This window comes from Luteimonas sp. 3794 (assembly GCF_031456825.1).
Classification (GTDB): Bacteria; Pseudomonadota; Gammaproteobacteria; order Xanthomonadales; family Xanthomonadaceae; genus Luteimonas.
Map to the genome: position 1 here is coordinate 1 of NZ_JAVDVJ010000009.1, position 18,499 is coordinate 18,499.

The window sequence follows — 18,499 nt, forward strand, 5'->3', positions numbered from 1 at the left end:
GGGGCAAAGCGGTTGGGACAGGAGATCGCCTTATCAGGCGAAGAACGTTGAACGTTTCGCCTATCGCCTACGGCGACAATCCGAAATCGGATCGTGGGGGCCCCCCCCCCCCCCCCCCCCCCCCCCGCGGGGGGGGGGGGGGGGGGGGGGGGGGGGGGGGGGGGGCCGCCCCCCCCCCCCCCCCCCCCGCCCCCCCCCCCCCGCTCCTACACGGGATCCGCATCATGCAGGCGCCCATCACGCAGCCACAGATGCCGGTCGACGAGGCCGGGCGGCAGCGCGCCGTGGGTGATCAACAGCAGGCTGCGGCCGGCCAGCAGTTCAGGCAGTTCGCGCAGCAGCGCGTCGGCGGTGTCGTGGTCGAGGCCTTCGGTCGGCTCGTCGAGCACCACCAGCGGCGCATCGCGCAGCAGTGCGCGCGCCAGGGCCAGGCGCCGGGCCTGACCGGCCGACATTGTGACGCCTGCCTCGCCGACCCAGGCATCGAGACCGCCGATCCGCTCGGCCCAGCCCTTGAGCCGCACTTGCGCGAGCATCGCCCACAGCGTCGCGTCATCGGCCTGCGGCGCGCCGAACATCAGGTTGTCGCGCACGCGACCGGCGAACACCGGGGCGTTCTGTGGCAGCCAGGCAATGCGCGCGTACCAGTCCGCCTGCGCCATCGCGCGCAGGTCTACGCCCGCCCAGGTCACCTGCCCGGCTTGCGCTTCGGCGCTGCGCAGCAGCAGCGCGCTCAGTGTGGATTTTCCGGCGCCGCTGTCGCCGCTGATCGCGATGCGCTCGCCGGGGGCGATGCTCAGATCCAGCCCATCCAGCACCGGACGTGCATCTGCTGCCCAGGCGAAGCGCACGTCCTCGAAGCGCAACGCGCCATGGGCCGGCACTGCGACGGGTTGCGCGGGGTCTTGCACTGCAGGCGATGCGCCGGCCACCGCATCGAGACGCGTGATCGAGGCGCGCGCGGCAAGCAGCGCCTGCCAGGCGAGGCCTGCTCCGGCCCAGGCCTCGAACAATCCGATCGCGATGAAGAAGATGGCTGCGGCATGCGCGGCCGGCAGCGCGCCGGCGGTGAAGCCGGTGGCGACGCTCCACAGCAGACCGAGCAGTCCGACCGCGGCGATACCGCCGTGCAGGGCCTGCGCATCGGCCAGGCGACGACGGCGCGTGCGCTCGAGATCGGCGATGTCATTCGCGTCTGCCTCCACGCGCGCGAGCCAGCCGGCGGTCGCGTCGAGCGCGGCGAGATCGGCGCGGCCTTCGTAGAGTTCGTGCAGGCGTGCGCGCAGCGCGGCGCGTCGTTGCGCGCGCAGGGATTCCTCCGCCGCACGGCGCCAGGCCACGCACGCCGGCACGACGATCGCGAGCAGTACCGCGATCAACGCCAGCCACGCCGCACTGGGCGGATGCAGCCAGGCGACGACACCAAGTCCGAGCACGCCGATACCGAGCAAGGCCAGCAGTGGCCCGGTCGCGCGCAGCAGCAGGCCGTCGACGGCATCGATGTCGTCGAGCAGCCGGGCGAGCAGATCGCCGGTGCGCAGGCGGCCCAGCTGCGCCGGACTCAGACGCAGCGCGCGGGCGAAAAACCAACTGCGCAGATCACGCGCGATGCGCAGCATCGTGTCGTGGCCCAGCAGTTTTTCCAGATAGCGCGAGACGATGCGCGCCAGCGTCAGACCACGAATGCCGGCCGACGGGGTGAAGAAATTGAAGCTGCCGAGCACGCCGTAGGTCAGCGCCGCGCCGGTGAGAAACGCACCCGACACGCCGAGCAGCCCGACGCCGGCCAGCAGTGTCAGCAGCATCAGCGCAACGGCAAGCAGCACGCCGCGGCGATGGCCGCGCAGCAGCAACCGTGTGGACTGGATGCGGCTCAGGTCCTGACCGCTCACTGTGCGACCTCCACTGGTACGGGCACGTGCCATTGCGTGCCCGCCCAGGCCATCACCGCCTCGCTGTGGGTGGCGACGATGACGGTGCAACCCGGCAGATGGGCATCCAGCGCGGCCAGTAGCGCGGTTTCGGTCGCCGGATCGAGGAACGCCGTGGGCTCGTCGAGCAGCAGCACCTGCGGACGCAGCAGCAACGCGCGGGCCAGTGCCACGCGGCGCGCCTCGCCGCCCGACAGGCCGAACCCGCGCTCACCGATCACCGTGTCCATGCCGTCGGGCAACTGCGACACGAATCGGGTCACCTGCGCCACGCGCGCCGCCTCGGCGAGCTCGGCATCGCTGGCGTCGGGCGCGCCGATGCGCAGGTTGTCGGCGATGCTGCCGTGGAACAGCCACGGCCGCTGGCCGGCGAGCGCGATGCGCGTGCCAGGGGCGATGTCGATACGTCCGGATTCGGGCGTCAGCCAGCCGGCCAGCGCGTCGAGCAGCGTGCTCTTGCCGGAACCGCTGGGGCCGACGAGGGCGAGGCGCGCGCCGGGTTCGACTTCCAGCGATACGTGCTGCAGTGCGGGGGTGCGGGCTTGAGGATGGCGCAGGGTGATGTCTGAAACGCGGACGGCGGATGGCTGGGACGATTGCGAGGGATGGATTTCTGCGCGCACGCAAGCCTCGCCCCCATCCCAACCTTCCCCCACTTGTGAGGGAAGGAGCGAACCCGAAGCGATCATCGGCAGCCCATCGAACGCCGCTTCGATCTCCGCCACCGCTGCCAGCGCGTTCGCGCGGTCGTGGTAGTTCGCCGCCAACCGCCGCATCGGTGCGTAGAACTCCGGGGCGAGCAGCAGACAGAACAGGCCGGTCGACAGCGGCAGGGTCACGCCACGCAGGTCGAGCATGCCCAGATACGTGAAACCGAAATACACCGCGACCAGGGCCACGCTGACCGACGCGAAGAACTCCAGAACGGCGGATGACAGGAACGCGATCCGCAGCACACGCATGCTGCGCACCCGGATGGTCTCGGTCGCCTCGCCAACCTGCGCCAGTTCCGCGTCGCCGCGGCCATAGACGCGGATCAGGTCCAGTCCGCGCAAGCGGTCGGTGAAATGCGCACCGGCGCGCGCGAGTGCGGCCAGCTGGCGGCGACCGGCGGTCTCGGCGCCCATGCCGATCAGCATCATGAAGATCGGCGCCAGCGGCGCGGTCAACAGCAACACCAGGCCGACGATCCAGTCGGCGGCGAAGACGGCGATCAGAATCGCCACCGGCACCAGTGCGAGTTCGGCGCGCGCCACCAGATAGCCGCCGTAATAGCCGGCAGTCGCATCGACGTGCCCGGTCGACAGCGCGACCAGTGCGCCGCTGCGTCGGCCACGCAACCACACCGGACCACGCTCGGCGACGGCGCCGGCAAGACCGGCGCGCACGCGTGCGAGTACGGACTCGACGACATCCGCCTGCAGCCGCTGCCCCGCCCACACCAGCAGCATGCGCACGAGCAGCGTCGCGGCCAGCAGCATCAATGGCGCATGCAGGGCGTCGAGCCCGGCGCGCGCGAACAACAAGGCATCGAGCGCCCAGGCGATCGCGGCGGCCTGGGGAATCCACAGCCAGCCGGCCAATACCTGACAGGCGCAGGCGCGGCGATGACGCGTGCGCCACGGTGCGAGCTGCGTGTCGAGCCAGCGGGTGCGCTGGCGGCGCGCCTCCGCTGTCGTGTCCGGCAAGGGCGCGCTCATGCGGATGTGGTCATGCGGGGGACGGACATGCAGGTTCCGGAACGCGGACACCGCACATCGGTATCGCGAGCGCTAGTATCGCAGCCCGCCGCGTCGGGAACGCGGTCGCCATCGCCGGCGACACGCGGACGCAAAATTCCCTTCACGAAGTGCTTGCCCTCCCCGCGGGTGCATCAGTAGAATGCGCGGCTCACCTTCGGGGTGTAGCTCAGTCTGGTAGAGCGCTACGTTCGGGACGTAGAGGTCGCAGGTTCGAATCCTGTCTCCCCGACCATCCGCAGTCATGCGGTAGGTGATATCGAAAACCGGCCCTCGCGCCGGTTTTTTTCGTTTTCACGGCCGTGCCCGGTTCACGGCGATGGATGGTTCCCCCGCCGCCATGACTTCGCGCCCCATCGCGCATCCCGCGTCCCGTCTGCTGCCCGCGCTGGTGCTGGCCGGCATCGCCCTGTCGGCGTTCAACCTGCGCACCGCGGTGACATCGCTGACACCGCTGCTGGACGTGCTCGGCACGGTGTTCGGATTCGGCTCCACCACCGCCGGCCTGCTCGGCATGCTGCCGACCGCAGCGTTCGCGGTCTTCGGCGTCGTCACCCCGGCGCTGATCCGCCGCATCGGACTCGAGCGCACCGCATTGCTGGCGATGTCGCTGGCGGGCGGCGGCCTGGTGCTGCGCTCACTCGCCGACAGCGTCGGTGTGCTGGGCCTCGGCGCCGCGATCGCGCTGGCCGGCATGGGCATCGGCAACGTGGTGCTGCCGCCACTGGTCAAACGCTGGTTTCCGACGCGCGTGGGCGCGATCAGCACCCTCTACATCACCGTGCTGCAGCTCGGCACGATGCTGCCGGCATTGCTCGCGGTCCCGCTCGCCGATGCAACCAGCTGGCGCTTCGCCCTGGGCATCTGGTCGCTCACCGCGTTCGTGGCCGCGGTGCCTTGGTTGTGGCTGCTGCTGCGCCATCGCGAGGCGCTCGCCCCGCCTGCGCCGATCGTCGACCCGCACGCCGTTGCCGCATCAGCCGGGCGCGCCTGGCGTTCGCCGATCGCCTGGGGCATGGCCTTGATGTTCGGCATGACCTCGCTGATCACCTACGCGATGTTCACCTGGCTGCCGCTGCTGCTGACCGAGGCCGGCGCCTCCCCCGCCTTCGGCGGCACGATGGTCGCGCTGTTCTCCACGCTCGGCCTGCTCGGCGCGCTCGGCATGCCGTCGATCGCGGTGCGTATGCGCAACCCCTTCGTGATCGTGCTGCTGTGCGCGTGCTGTCACCTGACGGCCTTCGCCGGCCTGCTGTTCGCGCCGATGGCCGCGCCGGTGCTGTGGGTGATCCTGTTGGGCCTCGGCCCCAGCACCTTTCCGCTGGCGCTCACCCTGATCAATCTGCGCACGCGCACGCCGGTCGGCTCGGCGGCGTTGTCGGGCTTCATGCAGGGCACGGGCTACGCGCTCAGCTGCGCCGGCCCGCTACTGTTCGGCGTCCTGCATGACGCGACCCGCGGCTGGCACTGGCCGTTCGCGATGCTGGCCGTCGCGGTTGCAGTGCTGGTGGTCGGCGGCTGGCTGGCCTGCAGGCCGCGTTGGCTCGAGGACACCTGGTGACCCTGGTCGACGGTGCGGCGGCATCCGGTGTGATGCGGCAGCAGATATGTGGACGACCGCCTTGACGCGCATTTCGACGCGGATTGGCTGAATGCGATCACTTTAAAAGTGATACATACGTCACGGAATTTCCCGTACAGGTCCGGTTGAGAATTTTCTCAAGCTGCTGAATCTGTTCGGAAGTTCGCCGATTCGGCTCCTATCTTGACCCATCTGATGCACGGATCTTCCTCAAAAACACGTCCCGGCATTGCCTGAACATACGCGACCGCGACTTTCCTGTCTCCAGCATCCCGCCTCCCGCTGCGCACTGCGCGGCTGACGCCAAGCGAGATGCCGTGCGAGTTCGCCCCTGCAGTGCCGTTTCCTCCCGCCCGCCTGCACCGCGCACACGCGCACTGCGCCATGCCCTGGCGCTTGCCTGCCTCGCCGGGTCACTCGCCGGCCCGGCCTTCGCGGCCTCTGATCCTGCAGTGCGCAGCCAGGCGGAGCAGCTGCGTACACAGGACCGACCGGCGGAAGCGTTGCTGGTCGTGGAGCGCCGGCTTGCGGCCGCACCCGATGACGACGATGCCTTCCGCCTGCGGGTGTTGATCCTTACTGATCTGGGCAGCTCGCGACTCGCGGTCGAATCGATGCGTCAGCGTCCGCACCTGTTCGCGGATCACGAGCGCGAGCGGATCGAGGGCGATGCGGTCGCCCGCGCGATTGGCTGGGGCCGGGTCGAGCCGGAAACGCCCGACGCCCGCCTCGCCGAATCGCGCGCCGCGCTCGCCGAACTCGAAGCGCTGCAACGCGGTGCGCCGCGCCAAACCAATTGGGAATCCACGCGCCTGCGCGTCGACGCGTTGTCGGCGTTGAACCATCTGCAGCAGCACGAGGCTGTGGTGGCCGGCTATCAGGCACTGCTCGACGAGGGCATCGAAGTGCCGGCCTACATCCTCGGCACCGTCGGCGATTCGCTGCTGGCCCTGCGCCGCCCGGCCGACGCCATTCCGGTACTGGAAACCGCGATCACCCATGCGCCGCACGACATCAACGCCCGCATCCTGCTGGGCTACGCCTTTATCGAAACCGAGCGCTTCGATCGCGCCCTGCCGCTACTCGAGAGCCTGGCCGAATCGCAGGCCGCCTGGCCGCACCAGCCCGGCGCGTTGCGCGGCTACGAGAACTGGGACCGCTACAGCGCCGACCTCAATCACGCGCTTGCGCACTCCTACGCCAACGACAACGCACGTGCGGAACGGATGCTGCAGTCACTGGCCGGCATCGGCCCGAACAATCCGGGCCTGCAGGCCGCCTACGGCGCGGTGCAGTCGCGCAGGTCACGCCCGTCCGCCGCACTGGAACGCTACGAGATGGCACTCACCATGGCGCCGCAGGACCGCGACGCCCTCGCCGGCCGCGTCGGGGCGCTGACCGCCCTCGCCCGCATCGACGCAGCGCGCGATGCGCTGACCACCTTGCAGCGGGCGCATCCCGAGGATCCCCGGCTGGATCGTGTGGAACGCGATCTGGACCGCCACCGCGGCGTCCAGGCCACGCTGTCGGCAAACCGCGGGCGCAGCCGGCAACGCGACGGCGCGGGCACCTCGATCTCGCCGTTCGGCAGTCGCGACGGTGGCTGGGCGCTCGAAGTGCGGTCGCCGCTGATCGACGACCGCTGGCGCGTCGGCGTGTTCGCGCTCGAAGACTGGGCCGATTTCATCGACGGCCGCGTGCGGCATCGCGCGGCGGGTGTCGGCACCTGGTACCGCCACGACCGTCTCGGTGCCTGGGCGACGCTCGGCGCGGCAAGCGGTGCATCCAGCGGTGCGACCTGGACGCTCGGCGCCGACTGGCGCTTCAACGATGCCTGGCGCACCGGCGTGGAACTCGCGCGCAACGCGCAGGACACGTCGCTGCAGGCGCGCCGCCTCGGCATCGATGCCGACAGCGCGACGCTCACCGCGTCCTATTTCCCCAGCGACACCTTCGCGCTGCAGGGCCGGCTGTCGCGGTTGCGCTACGACGACGGCAATACGCGCGACCAGCTCGGCGTCGATGCCTCGCAGCGCCTGCTCACGCGCCCGCACCTGATGGTCGACGGCCTGCTGTCGGCCTACACCAGTCGCGGCTCGCGCGGCGACACGGTGGGCTACTTCAATCCAGAACGCGACGCGTCGGCGAACGTCGGTCTGCGCCTGGACCACATCACCTGGCGGCGTTACGAGACCGCCTTCCAGCAGCGCGTCGAGGTGATGGCCGGTCCGTACCGGCAGCAGGGCGCCGGCACGCACTGGGTGCCGTCGCTGGGCTATCGCCATCTGTGGCTGCGCGACGGCCACGAACTGGAATACGGCGTGGCGTGGTCACGGCCGGTCTATGACGGGCTGCACGAGCAACGCGTCGCCTTCGATGTCGAGCTGCGCTGGGGAGGTGCACGATGATCACGTCCACGCGCATCTGGATCGCGGCGGTGCTGCTAGCGCTGCTGTCCGTCTTCTCGCCGGCACAGGCCTCGCTGCTGGTGCTCAGCTACCACGACATCCGCGACGATGTCGCACCGAAGGGCGACCCCGATCCCTACGCGGTGTCGACAACCAACTTCGCCCAGCACCTCGACTGGCTGCGCGCGCACGGCTATCAGGCGGTCAGTGTGCGGCAGGTCATCGAGGCGCGCGCAGGCCGCGGCACCTTGCCGAACAAGGCAGTGCTGCTGACCTTCGACGACGGCCTGCGCAGCGTCTACACCCACGTGTTTCCGCTGCTGCGTGCCTACAACTGGCCGGCACTGGTGGCGCCGGTGACCAGCTGGGTCGAACTGCCGGCCGACCAGGCCGTGCCCTACGGCACGCGGGATTTCACCACCGGTGATTTCCTGACCTGGGCGCAGCTGCGCGAGATGCACGCCAGCGGCCTGATCGAGATCGGCTCACACAGCCACGATCTGCATCGCGGCTTGCAGGGCAACCCGTTCGGCAACCAGACCCCGGCCGCGGTCACACGCATCTGGAGCGAGGGCAGCGGCTATGAAAGCGAGAACGCGTGGCGTGCGCGCATCGAAGCCGACCTGCAGGCCAGCCGGACGTTGATCGAACGCAACGTCGGCCAGGCGCCGCGCGTGATCGTGTGGCCCTACGCCGCCTACAACGATGTCGCCAACGGCATCGCCACCGCGCTCGGCATGGACCTGTCGTTCGACCTCGAAGGCCGCGCGCAGGAAACCGACCTCGGCCTGCAGGGCGAGGACCACGCCGACCAGGCCTCACTGGCGAGCCTCGCGCGGCTGCTGATGCACGGTAATCCGGACGTGCGTGATCTCGCCGGCGAACTGCGCCGTGATCTGTCGCTCGATGGCATGCGCGCGATCCAGGTGGATCTCGACTACGTCTACGACGCGGATCCGACGCAGCTGGCGCGCAATGTCGACGTGCTGGTGCAGCGCATCCAGGACATCGGCCCGAGCCACGTGTGGCTGCAGGCGTTCGCCGATCCCGACGGCGACGGCGCCGCCGAAGCGGTGTACTTCCCCAGCCGGCACATGCCGGTGCGCGCCGACCTGTTCAACCGCGTCGCCTGGCAGCTGCGCACGCGCGCGCAGGTGCGGGTCTATGCGTGGATGCCGGTGCTCGGCTTCAAACTGGCCGACCCGGCCTTGCAACGCGACCTGCAGATCGTCGCGACCGGCGAGAACGAGATTCCACGACTGGATCCTGGCGATCCGCGCACGCTCGACATCGTCTCGGACATCTATGCCGAACTCGCCGCGAACAGCCATTTCGACGGCCTGCTGTTCCACGACGACGCCTACCTGCGCGACGACGAGATTCCCGGCTACGGCGGTGGCGTACCGGCCGCGCGCACGCAGGGCCTGATCGACTTCACGATGGCGCTCAAGACGGCGGCCCAGCGCTGGCGGCCCAAGCTCATGACCGCGCGCAACCTGTTCGCGCGGCCGGTGCTGGAGCCGGCATCCGAAGCCTGGTTCGCGCAGCGGCTCGAGCCCTTTCTCGCCGCCTACGACACCACTGCACTGATGGCGATGCCGCACATGGAGCAGGCCGACGATCCGCAGGCGTGGCTTCGTACGCTCGCCGCTGCGGTGCGTGCCACACCCGACGGCGTCGAACGCACGCTGTTCGAACTGCAGACCGTCGACTGGCGCGTGCCCGCGCCGTTGCCGGGCGACACGCTGCGCGCGCAGTCGCGAATGCTGCAGGCGGCCGGCATCCGTCACCTGGGCTACTACCCCGACGATTTCATCGGCAATCAGCCGACGCTCGAGGACGCGCGCGACGCGATGTCCGCGCGCGCCTTCCCCTACCTGGAGCGCTGAGCCGATGGACTGGTCTTCGATTGCGTGGACGCGCTGGATGTTCAATTTCGCGTTCTTCTACCCGATCATCATGGCGTTCTTCTGGATGACCGGCGGCGTCTATTACTACCTGCGGCGCGAGCGCAATGCGCCCAGGCCCGACGCGCCGCCGCCGATGCCGCATACGCCGTTCGTTTCGGTGCTGGTGCCCTGTTTCAACGAAGAGGACCACATCGTCTCGACGATCACCGCGCTGTCGGCGCAGATGTATCCGGATTTCGAGATCATCGCCATCAATGACGGCAGCAGCGACCGCACGCGGGAACTGCTCGACGCGCTGGTCGCCGACCATCCGCGGCTGCGCGTGGTGCATCTGGCGGAAAACCAGGGCAAGGCCAACGCGCTGCGCATGGGCACGCTGGCGGCCGCGTCGGATTACCTGGTCTGCGTGGATTCCGATGCCATGCTCGATCCGCATGCGGTGCGCTGGATGGTCGGCCATCTGATCGACGGCCCGCGCGTGGGCGCAGTCACCGGCAACCCGCGCATCCGCAATCGCACCACGCTTCTGGGCCGCATGCAGATCGGCGAGTTCTCCGCGATCATCGGCCTGATCAAGCGTGCCCAGCGGACTTACGGGCGGCTGTTCACGATCTCGGGCGTGATCTGCGCGTTCCGCCGCACCGCGCTGCACGACGTGGGCTACTGGTCAGACCAGATGGTCACCGAGGACATCGACATTTCCTGGCGCCTGCAGATGGCCGGTTGGGACATCCGCTACGAGCCCAACGCGCTGTGCTGGATCCTGATGCCGGAAACCCTGCGCGGGTTGTGGTCGCAGCGGCTGCGCTGGGCCTGCGGCGGCGTGGAAGTCCTGCTGAGCCATGGCCGCAGCGTGCTGGCGTGGCGCAAGCGCCGCATGTGGGGCGTCCTGCTCGAATACATGCTGAGCCTGGCCTGGGCCTACGTGATGCTGACGATCATCGTGTTGTGGCTGGTCGGCATGTTCGTGACCCTGCCACCGGCCTGGCACGTGGAGACGATGCTGCCGCGCTGGCATGGCGTGGTGCTCGCCTTCGTCTGCATGCTGCAGTTCGCCACCAGCCTGATGATCGAGCGCCGCTACGAAAGCAGGATGGCCCGGCACTTCTACTGGGTGATCTGGTATCCGATCGCCTTCTGGATGCTCGGCATGTTCACCGCCGTCGTCGCCTTTCCGCGCACGCTGCTGCGCCGTCGTCGCCGCGCCGTCTGGACCAGTCCCGATCGAGGAGCTCCCGCATGACCCCACCCATCATCGACCACATGCCCGCGCGTCGGCCACGCAAGCGCTTCGCTTCCGGCGCGCTCACGGCCGCGGCATGGACGATCTATGCCTGGCTCTGGGTGCCACTGATCACGGCCGTCGCCTGGTTCGTCGGCGTGCGCACGGCCTATCTGCGGCTGTATCTCAACGACAACGAGATCGACGCGTTCCTGCTGCTCGCGTTGCCGGTGATCGCCCTGGTCTGCAGCCTGCTGCTGCTCGGCTGGGCGGAGTACAACCGTGTGCGCTTCTCGAAAGCGGATCGCCGCAAGCGCCGCGTGCCGATCGACGACGAAGAGGTCCGCGTCGCCCTCGGCGCGAGCGCGGCCCTGGCGACCAAGCTGCGCGAAGGACGCATCGTGCAGCTCGCGCTCGACGACGACGCGAATCCTGTCGCGGCGACGACCGGCAGCTGACTCAGGGCGCGGTCGCGTTTTCGACGTGCCGCACCTGCCCCGCCCCGTCGACGACGAAGCGCTCGACGGTCAGCGCCTCCAGGCCCATCGGTCCGTAGGCGTGCAGACGCGTGGTGGAGATGCCGATCTCCGCGCCCAGTCCGAGTTCGCCGCCATCGCTGAAGCGCGACGAGGCATTGACCATGACGACGGCCGAACAGAGCGATGCGATGAAGCGCTGCGCATTGACGTCGTCGCGTGTGGCGATGACTTCGGTGTGGTCGGATCCGAATCGCCGGATGTGCGCCAGTGCGGCATCGATCGAATCGACGACGCGCGCAGCAATCACCAGATCGAGAAATTCGGCGGCGTCATCGTCTTCGCCGATCGGCACGATGCCGCCCGCGCGCGCGGCGATCTGCGCATCACCGCGGACCTCCACGCCCCGCTGCTGCAAGGCTGCGATCGCCCGCGGCACGAAGACATCGGCGATGTCCGCGTGCACCAGCAGCGTTTCCAGCGCATTGCAGGCGCTGGGCCGGCCTGTCTTGCCGTCGAGCAGCAGGCGCAGCGCGAGGTCGGGATCGGCGCTGGCATCGACGAACAGATGGCAGACGCCCTTGTAGTGCTTGATCACCGGCACGCGCGCGTGCTCGGCGACGAAGCGGATCAGGCCTTCGCCGCCACGCGGAATCGCGAGATCGACGATGTCACTGAGCTGCAGCAGTTCGAGCATCGTCTCGCGGCGCAGGTCAGTAACCAGGGTCAGCACATCGGCGCCGATGCCCTGCGCCGCGATCGCCCCGCGCAGCGCATCCGCGATCGCAGTGTTCGAATGGATCGCCTCGCTGCCACCGCGCAGGATCACGCCATTGCCGGCCTTGATGCACAGCGCCGCGGCATCGGCGGTCACGTTCGGCCGCGCCTCGTAGATCATCGCGATCACGCCCAACGGCACGCGTACCTTGCGCACGCGGATGCCGTTCGGACGCACATCGTCGCGGGTGATCTGGCCGACCGGATCCGGCAGATCGGCGACGTCGCGGATCGCGGCGGAGACGCCCGCGAGCCGGGATGCGTCGAGACGCAGACGGTCGAGCAACGCGCCGGTGATGCCGCGCGTCTCCGCGGCCTCGATGTCGCGTGCATTCGCGGCGAGGATCGCGTCGGCCCGCGTGTCGAGCGCATCGGCCATTCCGCGCAGTAACGCATTGCGCGCATCGGTATCGAGCATCGCCAACTGGGCGGCGGCATCGCGGCAGGCCAAGGCGGCGGTTCGGATCTCGCTCATGGATGTGGCTGTGATGTGGGGTGCGACAACTTAGCGCGATGCGGCAACGTGCGCGACGCTTGCGGTGGCAACTGACGGAGCCACTCATCTGTCAGCGCAGGAAATACCTGGAATCGTCATTCTGGCGAATGCCGGAATCCAGAGACTTCGACTTGACGATTTACGAGATCAGACCTGAGTCGCTGGATCCCGGCGTTCGCCGGGATGACGGCCCTCGATCATTCCGTCGATCCGTCAAACCAGCACTAGATCATCCCGATGCACGATCGTCTCGCCATAGCTGTAACCCAGCGTCGCCTCGATATCACGCGAGTGCCGCCGCGCGATCCGGCGGATGTCATCGGCCGAGTACTGGGTCACGCCGCGTGCGATCGGCTCGCGCGCTTCACCATCGCGCAGCACCACCGAGACCAGATCGCCGCGCCGGAACTGGCCTTCGGCGGCGAGCACGCCCCCGGGCAACAGCGAGGCGCCCTTCTCGACCATCGCATTCGCGGCGCCGCTGTCGACGAGAATCGCGCCGGCCTCCGCCGGTGCGTTCTGCAGCCAGTGCTTGCGCGCGGCCATGCGCGTGCGCAGTGGATGGATCCGTGTCCCGCGCAGGCGGTCATGGGCGAGACCTTCGAGCACGTCCGCGCGGCGGCCGTTGAACAGCACCGTCGCGACGCCCGCCGATGCGGCGCGCTGCGCGGCTTCGAGCTTGGTGCGCATGCCGCCGGTGCCGACATTGCTGCCGGCGCCGCCAGCGACTGCCAGCAGTGAGGCACTCATCTTCGCCACGACCGGCATCGGCCGCGCGTGCGGTTCGATGCGCGGATCCGCATCAAACAGGCCATCGATATCGGTGGCGATGAACAGCACGTCCGCATCGACCAGCGCGGCGACGATCGCGGCGAGGTTGTCGTTGTCGCCGAGCTTGAGCTCGTCGACCGAGACCGTGTCGTTCTCGTTGACCACCGGCAGCGCGCCGTGGCGCAGCAGCGCGGTCAGCGTGGCACGTGCATTGAGATAACGACGGCGATTGCGCAGGTCGTCGTGGGTCAGCAGCACCTGCGCGACCGGGCGTTCGAAGAATCCCTGCCAGAAGCCGGTCAGCCGCGCCTGGCCCAGTGCGGCCAGTGCCTGGCGCTCGGCCATCGGCGCGCCGGGCGCGGGATTCGCATGCAGGATCGCGCGGCCCGCCGCGACGGCGCCTGACGACACCACGACGATCTCGCGCCCCGCGGCATGGCTCGCGCGGACGAAGCCGGCCAGCGCCGCGGCGTACTGGTCCGACAGACCACCGCCGTCGGCCGCCAGCAGGCTGCTGCCGACCTTGAGCACCGCACGCCGCCAGGGCGGCAGCGGTTGCTCGGGAAACGCGTCGGTGTCGGGCACATGCATCGGTCGGCTGCGCTCAGCGGGTGTTCCACTCGTGGACGACGAGCTCGCTCGCATTCTGCAGTGCCAGCGGGTCAGCCGCGACGATCGCCTGCGCCTCGGCCAATGTCTCGATTCCGCTCAACAAATACGCACCGCCGGTGCCGTCCGCAAAGCCGCCGGTCATGTCCAGCAGACCACGCGCACGCAGGTCATCGAGGAAAGCCTGATGCGGCGCGACGACGGATGCATCGAAGTCCGGGCGACGCATCGCGATGACGAGAAAGCGTTTCATGTCGGCGGCTTCACGGTTGGACCGAAGGTCAGGCCAGTGCGTCCCAGCGCGCACGCAGCGTGTCCAGACGCAGGTCGGCCGCGCCGCCCGGCGAGGTGCGTGCGGCGAGGCTGCCTTCCGGCGTGCGCCCCTGCCCGGCCGTGTCGGCGCTGGCCGCGGCGGCCTGATAGGCCTCGCGGAACGGCACGCCGGCAATCGCGGCTTCCACGGCGACGTCGGTCGCGTACATGCCCGAATCGACCGCGGCGCGCAGGCGGTCCTCGCGCCACTCCAGGTTCGCCAGCAGCGCCGGCAGCAGTTCCAGCGCCGCGAGTCCACGACCGAAGCCGTGGAAGATCGCGCCCTTGGAACTCTGCAGGTCGCGGTGGTAGCCCGACGGCAGCGACAGCAGCTGTTCGATCTCGGTGCGCGCCGCGGCGACGCTGGCGTGCGTGGCGCGCATCAGCTCGACGACATCAGGATTGCGCTTGTTCGGCATGATCGAACTGCCGGTGGTGTACTGCGCCGGCAGCGCGACAAAGCCGTATTCGGCGCTGGTGAACTGCGACAGGTCCCAGGCCAGACGACGCAGGTCCAGCGTCGCGCTGCCCAGCGCCTCCAATGCGGCGAGTTCGAACTTGCCACGCGACAGCTGCGCATAGACCGGCGAGACCTGAAGCCGCGCGAAGCCGAGTGCGGCTGTGGTGTGGTCGCGATCGAGTGCGAGGTTCACGCCGTAGCCGGCCGCGGTGCCGAGCGGATTGCAGTCGATCAGCGCGAGCGTGTCGCGCGCACGTACAGCATCGTCGATGAAGGCCTCAGCCCAGCCCGACCACCACATGCCGCCCGAGGACAGCACGGCGCGCTGGATGTGCGTGTAGCCGGGAATCGGCAGCTCTGCTTCCGCTTCGGCGCGGTCGAGCGCGACCGTCGCGATCTCGCGCGAGAGCGCAGCCAAACGCGCGAGCTTTTCCTTCAGCCACAGGCGCGTGGCGACCAGCACCTGGTCGTTGCGGCTGCGGCCGGTGTGGATGCGCCGACCGGCATCGCCGAGGCGTTCGGTCAACCGGTCCTCGATCGCCGAATGGCCGTCCTCGAAGCGCGCGTCGAGCACGAAGGCACCGCTGCGGAAGTCGTCAGCCAGCGTGGCGAGTTCGCGCTTGAGCCCGTCGAGCTCGTCGTTTGAGAGGATGCCGACGCGCTGCAGGCCTTCGGCATGCGCGGCGCTCGCGGCGATGTCGTGCAGGAAGAATTCGCGGTCGAGGATCACGTCGTCACCGGCGAGGAACGCCTGGATCTGCGTGTCGACGGCGACGCCGGGCTTTTGCCAGAGGAGAGTGCTCATGTCGGTGTCCTTGCAGGAACTGTAGGAGCGCGCTCGCGCGCGATGAGGCTGTGCCGGTGAAGCGCGTTCGCGCGCAAGCGCGCTCCTACATTGAAAATCAATGCGGAATCGACGTCAGCTCGTCGAAACCCAGCGCGAGGTTGAGGTTCTGCATCGCCTGCGTCGCCGCGCCCTTGAGCAGGTTGTCGAGCGTCGCCACGACGACGACGCGACCATTTCCCGGCGCCATCGTGAACGCACCGATCTGCGCGCCGTGGCGGCCGGCGATGCGGCTGACCCACGGCGCGTCGTCGATGACCTCGACCAGCGGCTCGTCGGCATAGCGGGCCTCGTACAGCGCCTTGACCGCATCGCGCGACATCGGGGCCGAGAGCCACAGGTTCACCGTCATCGTGATGCCGCGGAAATGCGGCGCGACGTGCGGCATGAACTCGACCGGCAGTGACAGCTGCTTCGACACCTCGCGCTCGTGCACGTGGTTGGTCAGCGCATACGGCATCAGGTTGTCGGCCAGCAGCGCGGTATCGTTCTTGTCCGACGGCGTGGTGCCCGCGCCCGAGTAGCCGGACACGCCGAAGCACTGCGGCGGGCCGGCGAGATGTTCGACCAGCGGCGCGATCGCCAGCTGCATCGCGGTGGCGTAGCAGCCCGGATTGCTGATCCGGCGCTGGCCGGCGTACTGCGTACGGGTGCGTTCCGGCAGGCCGTAGTACCAGCCGGCGTCGAAGCGGTAATCGGCCGACAGGTCGACGATCACGGTGTCGGGTCTCACGGCATCGATCGCGGCGACGAACGGTGCGGCCTTGCCGTTGGGCAGCGCGAGGATCACCGCGTCGACGCCCTTGGCGGCGACCGCGTCGGCATCGAGACTTTCGAAGCGCAACTCACCCGCAAAACCGTCGTTGTGACCGGCGACGCGCTGACCGTCGAGCTCGCGCGAGGACACGAACGCCAGGTCGAGGCCCGGATGCGCGGCGACGAGACGGATCAGTTCCCGGCCGGTATGGCCGCGCGCGCCGACGATGCCGAGGCGGATGGGAGATGTGCTCATGGATGGCTATCCAGCTTGAACGTGTCGAGTTTGAAACCGAGATGGCGACGGACGGCGGGCCACTCGGCGTCGATCACCGAAAACACCACCGTGTCGCGCAACGAACCATCGGCATGCCGCGCGTGATGGCGCAGCACGCCATCCTGTTTCGCGCCGAGACGCGCGATGGCAGCGCGCGAGGCGTGATTGAACCAGCTGGTCTCGAACGACACCGACACGCAACCGAGCACATCGAATGCGTGCGCAAGCATCGTTCGCTTGGCTTCGGTGTTGAGACCGGTGCGCTGCACGCGCGGTGCGTACCAGGTATAGCCGATCTTGAGCTTGGGCACGGTGGGATCGAGATCGTAGAAGCGCGTGCTGCCGACGACGCTGCCGCCGGCATCCAGCACCGCGAACACCAGCGCGTCGCCTGCCGCCTGCGCGTCGAGCGCCTTGTCGATGTAGCGCGGCACGTCATCCGGCGCGGGCACGCTGGTGTACCAGACCGTGTGCATCGCGCTGTCGCGCGACACCGTCGCGAGCGCGTCGGCATGCGCCGGCGCCAGGGGCACCAGCGAGACATGACGACCGGTCAGTGTCGGCGTCCGTGACCACACAGCGTCGGCGGTGCGTTCGCCCACTCAGCCCACCAGCGTCGGCGGGCGGGTCGCGCAATGCGCGACGCAGCGCTGGATCTGTTCGAACCCGTCGAGGCCGTACCAGAACACTTTCCATTTCTCCTGCTTGATGCAGCCGTCGGACTCGGCGTAATAGAAGATGTTGACCTGGTTGTGGTGGCGCGAGCGCCAGAACAGTTTCGGCGTTTCCTCGCGCATCACGTTCCAGACCGCGCGGCCGAGACCTTCGCCCTGCGCATCGTCGAGTACCGCGAACTTGTCCAGGTACACCGTGTCCTCGGCGTCGGTCAGGATCACCGCGGCGCGGTAGTTCTCGCTAACGTAGGCACGCAGCAACGGCGTGCGCTCGAAGTAGTCCGGCGCGAGTTGACGGCCGAAGCTCGATTCGATCAGCGACTTGAGCCGTTCCAGATCCAGCTCCGACCAGTCGACGGCCCGCAGCACACGTTCGCCGCGACGCACCAGCGTGCCCGAGCCCTTGTGGGTGAACAGTTCCTTGGCCAGATCCGCCGGCCGCGTGATCGACACCGACGAGGCCATCGGCAGGCCTTCGAGCAGCGCCTTGATCTGTTCGATCTTGACCTTCATGCCGCCGTGGATCCACGGCTGCTCGATCAGGTGGTCGTACTCGGTCGACAGGTTGATCGAATCGATGACCTTGCCGTCGGCATCGAGCAGACCGCCGGTGCCGGTGAGGAAGATGATCTTGTAGGGCTGCAGTTCGCGCACGAGTTCGTTGGCGGCGAAATCGGCATTGATGTTGAGGATCTGGCCCGACGCGGTTTCGCCCAGGCTGGTGATCACCGGGATCGAGCCGGCCTGCAGGCTGGCTTCGATCGGCGCGAGGTTCACGGCGCTCACTTCACCGACCAGGCCGTAGGTCGCCTGGTCGAGATACGTCGCTTCGAACACGCCGCCGGTGATCGAGGTCGCGCGCGCGCCGTTGCGTTGCAGGGCCTCGACGAGACGCAGGTTCGCGGCCTGGAACACACGACGCACGATCGCCAGCGCCTCGGGCGTAGTGACACGCAGGCCGCCAACCGTCTGCTTCTCGATGCCGGCTGCGGCGAGTTCTGCGTCCAGCTGCGGGCCGGCGCCGTGCAGCACGATCGGCGTGAGGCCGACTTCCTGCAGGAACGACAGCGAGGACGTCAGATCGTCGAGTTCGTCGCGCAGCACCGCGCCGCCGACCTTGACCACGGCGAAGCGCTTGGCGTCGAGCTGCGAGAAGCGCTTGAGGTACTGGCTGATTTCCTTCGCGCTGGCCATGCTCGAGAGCAGGCGCACGATGGTCTGACGGGTCTGGACGTGGGTCGCGGGAATGTTCACG

At 68.7% G+C, this 18,499-nt stretch carries 14 protein-coding genes and 1 tRNA gene; 6 read left to right on the forward strand and 9 right to left on the reverse strand.

Features of this window, described 5'->3' with window-relative positions:
- Positions 1-206: 206 nt before the first annotated feature.
- A complete protein-coding gene (cydC, locus tag J2X52_RS12385; RefSeq protein ID WP_310154039.1) occupies positions 207-1,877 on the reverse strand; it encodes a thiol reductant ABC exporter subunit CydC in 1,671 nt (556 codons plus the stop codon).
- Positions 1,878-1,888: 11 nt separating this feature from the next.
- On the reverse strand, positions 1,889-3,631 hold the full coding sequence (gene cydD, locus J2X52_RS12390; protein ID WP_310153716.1) for a thiol reductant ABC exporter subunit CydD: 1,743 nt from the start codon (positions 3,629-3,631) through the stop codon (positions 1,889-1,891).
- A gap of 197 nt (positions 3,632-3,828) precedes the next feature.
- Between cydD and J2X52_RS12395 the strand changes: the two genes are divergently transcribed.
- From J2X52_RS12395 to pgaD, 6 genes are all read left to right on the forward strand, one after another.
- Positions 3,829-3,905 (forward strand) — tRNA-Pro (locus J2X52_RS12395).
- Between the two features lie 105 nt (positions 3,906-4,010).
- Positions 4,011-5,231, forward strand: a complete 1,221-nt coding sequence (locus J2X52_RS12400; protein ID WP_310153720.1) for an MFS transporter — start codon at positions 4,011-4,013, stop codon at positions 5,229-5,231.
- A 473-nt stretch (positions 5,232-5,704) separates the two neighbouring features.
- Complete coding sequence (gene pgaA, locus J2X52_RS12405) at positions 5,705-7,660, forward strand: poly-beta-1,6 N-acetyl-D-glucosamine export porin PgaA (protein WP_310153723.1); 1,956 nt, start codon at positions 5,705-5,707, stop codon at positions 7,658-7,660.
- On the forward strand, positions 7,657-9,549 hold the full coding sequence (pgaB, locus tag J2X52_RS12410) for a poly-beta-1,6-N-acetyl-D-glucosamine N-deacetylase PgaB (protein WP_310153725.1): 1,893 nt from the start codon (positions 7,657-7,659) through the stop codon (positions 9,547-9,549). Before pgaA ends, pgaB begins: the two co-directional genes overlap by 4 nt.
- A gap of 4 nt (positions 9,550-9,553) precedes the next feature.
- Positions 9,554-10,813, forward strand: coding sequence for a poly-beta-1,6-N-acetyl-D-glucosamine synthase (gene pgaC / locus J2X52_RS12415; RefSeq protein ID WP_310153729.1), 1,260 nt, complete (start codon positions 9,554-9,556; stop codon positions 10,811-10,813).
- Positions 10,810-11,250: a poly-beta-1,6-N-acetyl-D-glucosamine biosynthesis protein PgaD gene (pgaD, locus tag J2X52_RS12420; protein WP_310153732.1), complete on the forward strand. Its 441-nt coding sequence runs from the start codon at positions 10,810-10,812 to the stop codon at positions 11,248-11,250. Before pgaC ends, pgaD begins: the two co-directional genes overlap by 4 nt.
- Position 11,251: 1 nt before the next feature.
- Here the strand turns inward: pgaD and J2X52_RS12425 are convergent, their stop codons facing one another.
- The 7 genes from J2X52_RS12425 to J2X52_RS12455 all read right to left on the reverse strand — a co-directional run bounded on the left by J2X52_RS12425 (position 11,252) and on the right by J2X52_RS12455 (position 18,438).
- Positions 11,252-12,520 carry a glutamate-5-semialdehyde dehydrogenase gene (locus J2X52_RS12425; protein ID WP_310153735.1) on the reverse strand — a complete coding sequence of 423 codons (1,269 nt, stop codon included), beginning with the start codon at positions 12,518-12,520 and terminating at the stop codon, positions 11,252-11,254.
- A gap of 234 nt (positions 12,521-12,754) precedes the next feature.
- Positions 12,755-13,903, reverse strand: coding sequence for a glutamate 5-kinase (gene proB, locus J2X52_RS12430; RefSeq protein WP_310153738.1), 1,149 nt, complete (start codon positions 13,901-13,903; stop codon positions 12,755-12,757).
- A 13-nt stretch (positions 13,904-13,916) separates the two neighbouring features.
- Positions 13,917-14,174: a YciI family protein gene (locus J2X52_RS12435; protein WP_310153741.1), complete on the reverse strand. Its 258-nt coding sequence runs from the start codon at positions 14,172-14,174 to the stop codon at positions 13,917-13,919.
- Positions 14,175-14,202: 28 nt separating this feature from the next.
- Positions 14,203-15,498 (reverse strand): argininosuccinate lyase, encoded by a 1,296-nt coding sequence (argH, locus tag J2X52_RS12440; protein ID WP_310153744.1) that lies wholly within the window; start codon positions 15,496-15,498, stop codon positions 14,203-14,205.
- Positions 15,499-15,595: 97 nt separating this feature from the next.
- Positions 15,596-16,549 (reverse strand): N-acetyl-gamma-glutamyl-phosphate reductase, encoded by a 954-nt coding sequence (gene argC, locus J2X52_RS12445; protein ID WP_310153747.1) that lies wholly within the window; start codon positions 16,547-16,549, stop codon positions 15,596-15,598.
- Positions 16,546-17,172: a GNAT family protein gene (locus J2X52_RS12450; protein ID WP_310153750.1), complete on the reverse strand. Its 627-nt coding sequence runs from the start codon at positions 17,170-17,172 to the stop codon at positions 16,546-16,548. Before J2X52_RS12450 ends, argC begins: the two co-directional genes overlap by 4 nt.
- Positions 17,173-18,438, reverse strand: a complete 1,266-nt coding sequence (locus J2X52_RS12455; RefSeq protein WP_310154043.1) for an acetylglutamate kinase — start codon at positions 18,436-18,438, stop codon at positions 17,173-17,175.
- Positions 18,439-18,499: the final 61 nt, after the last annotated feature.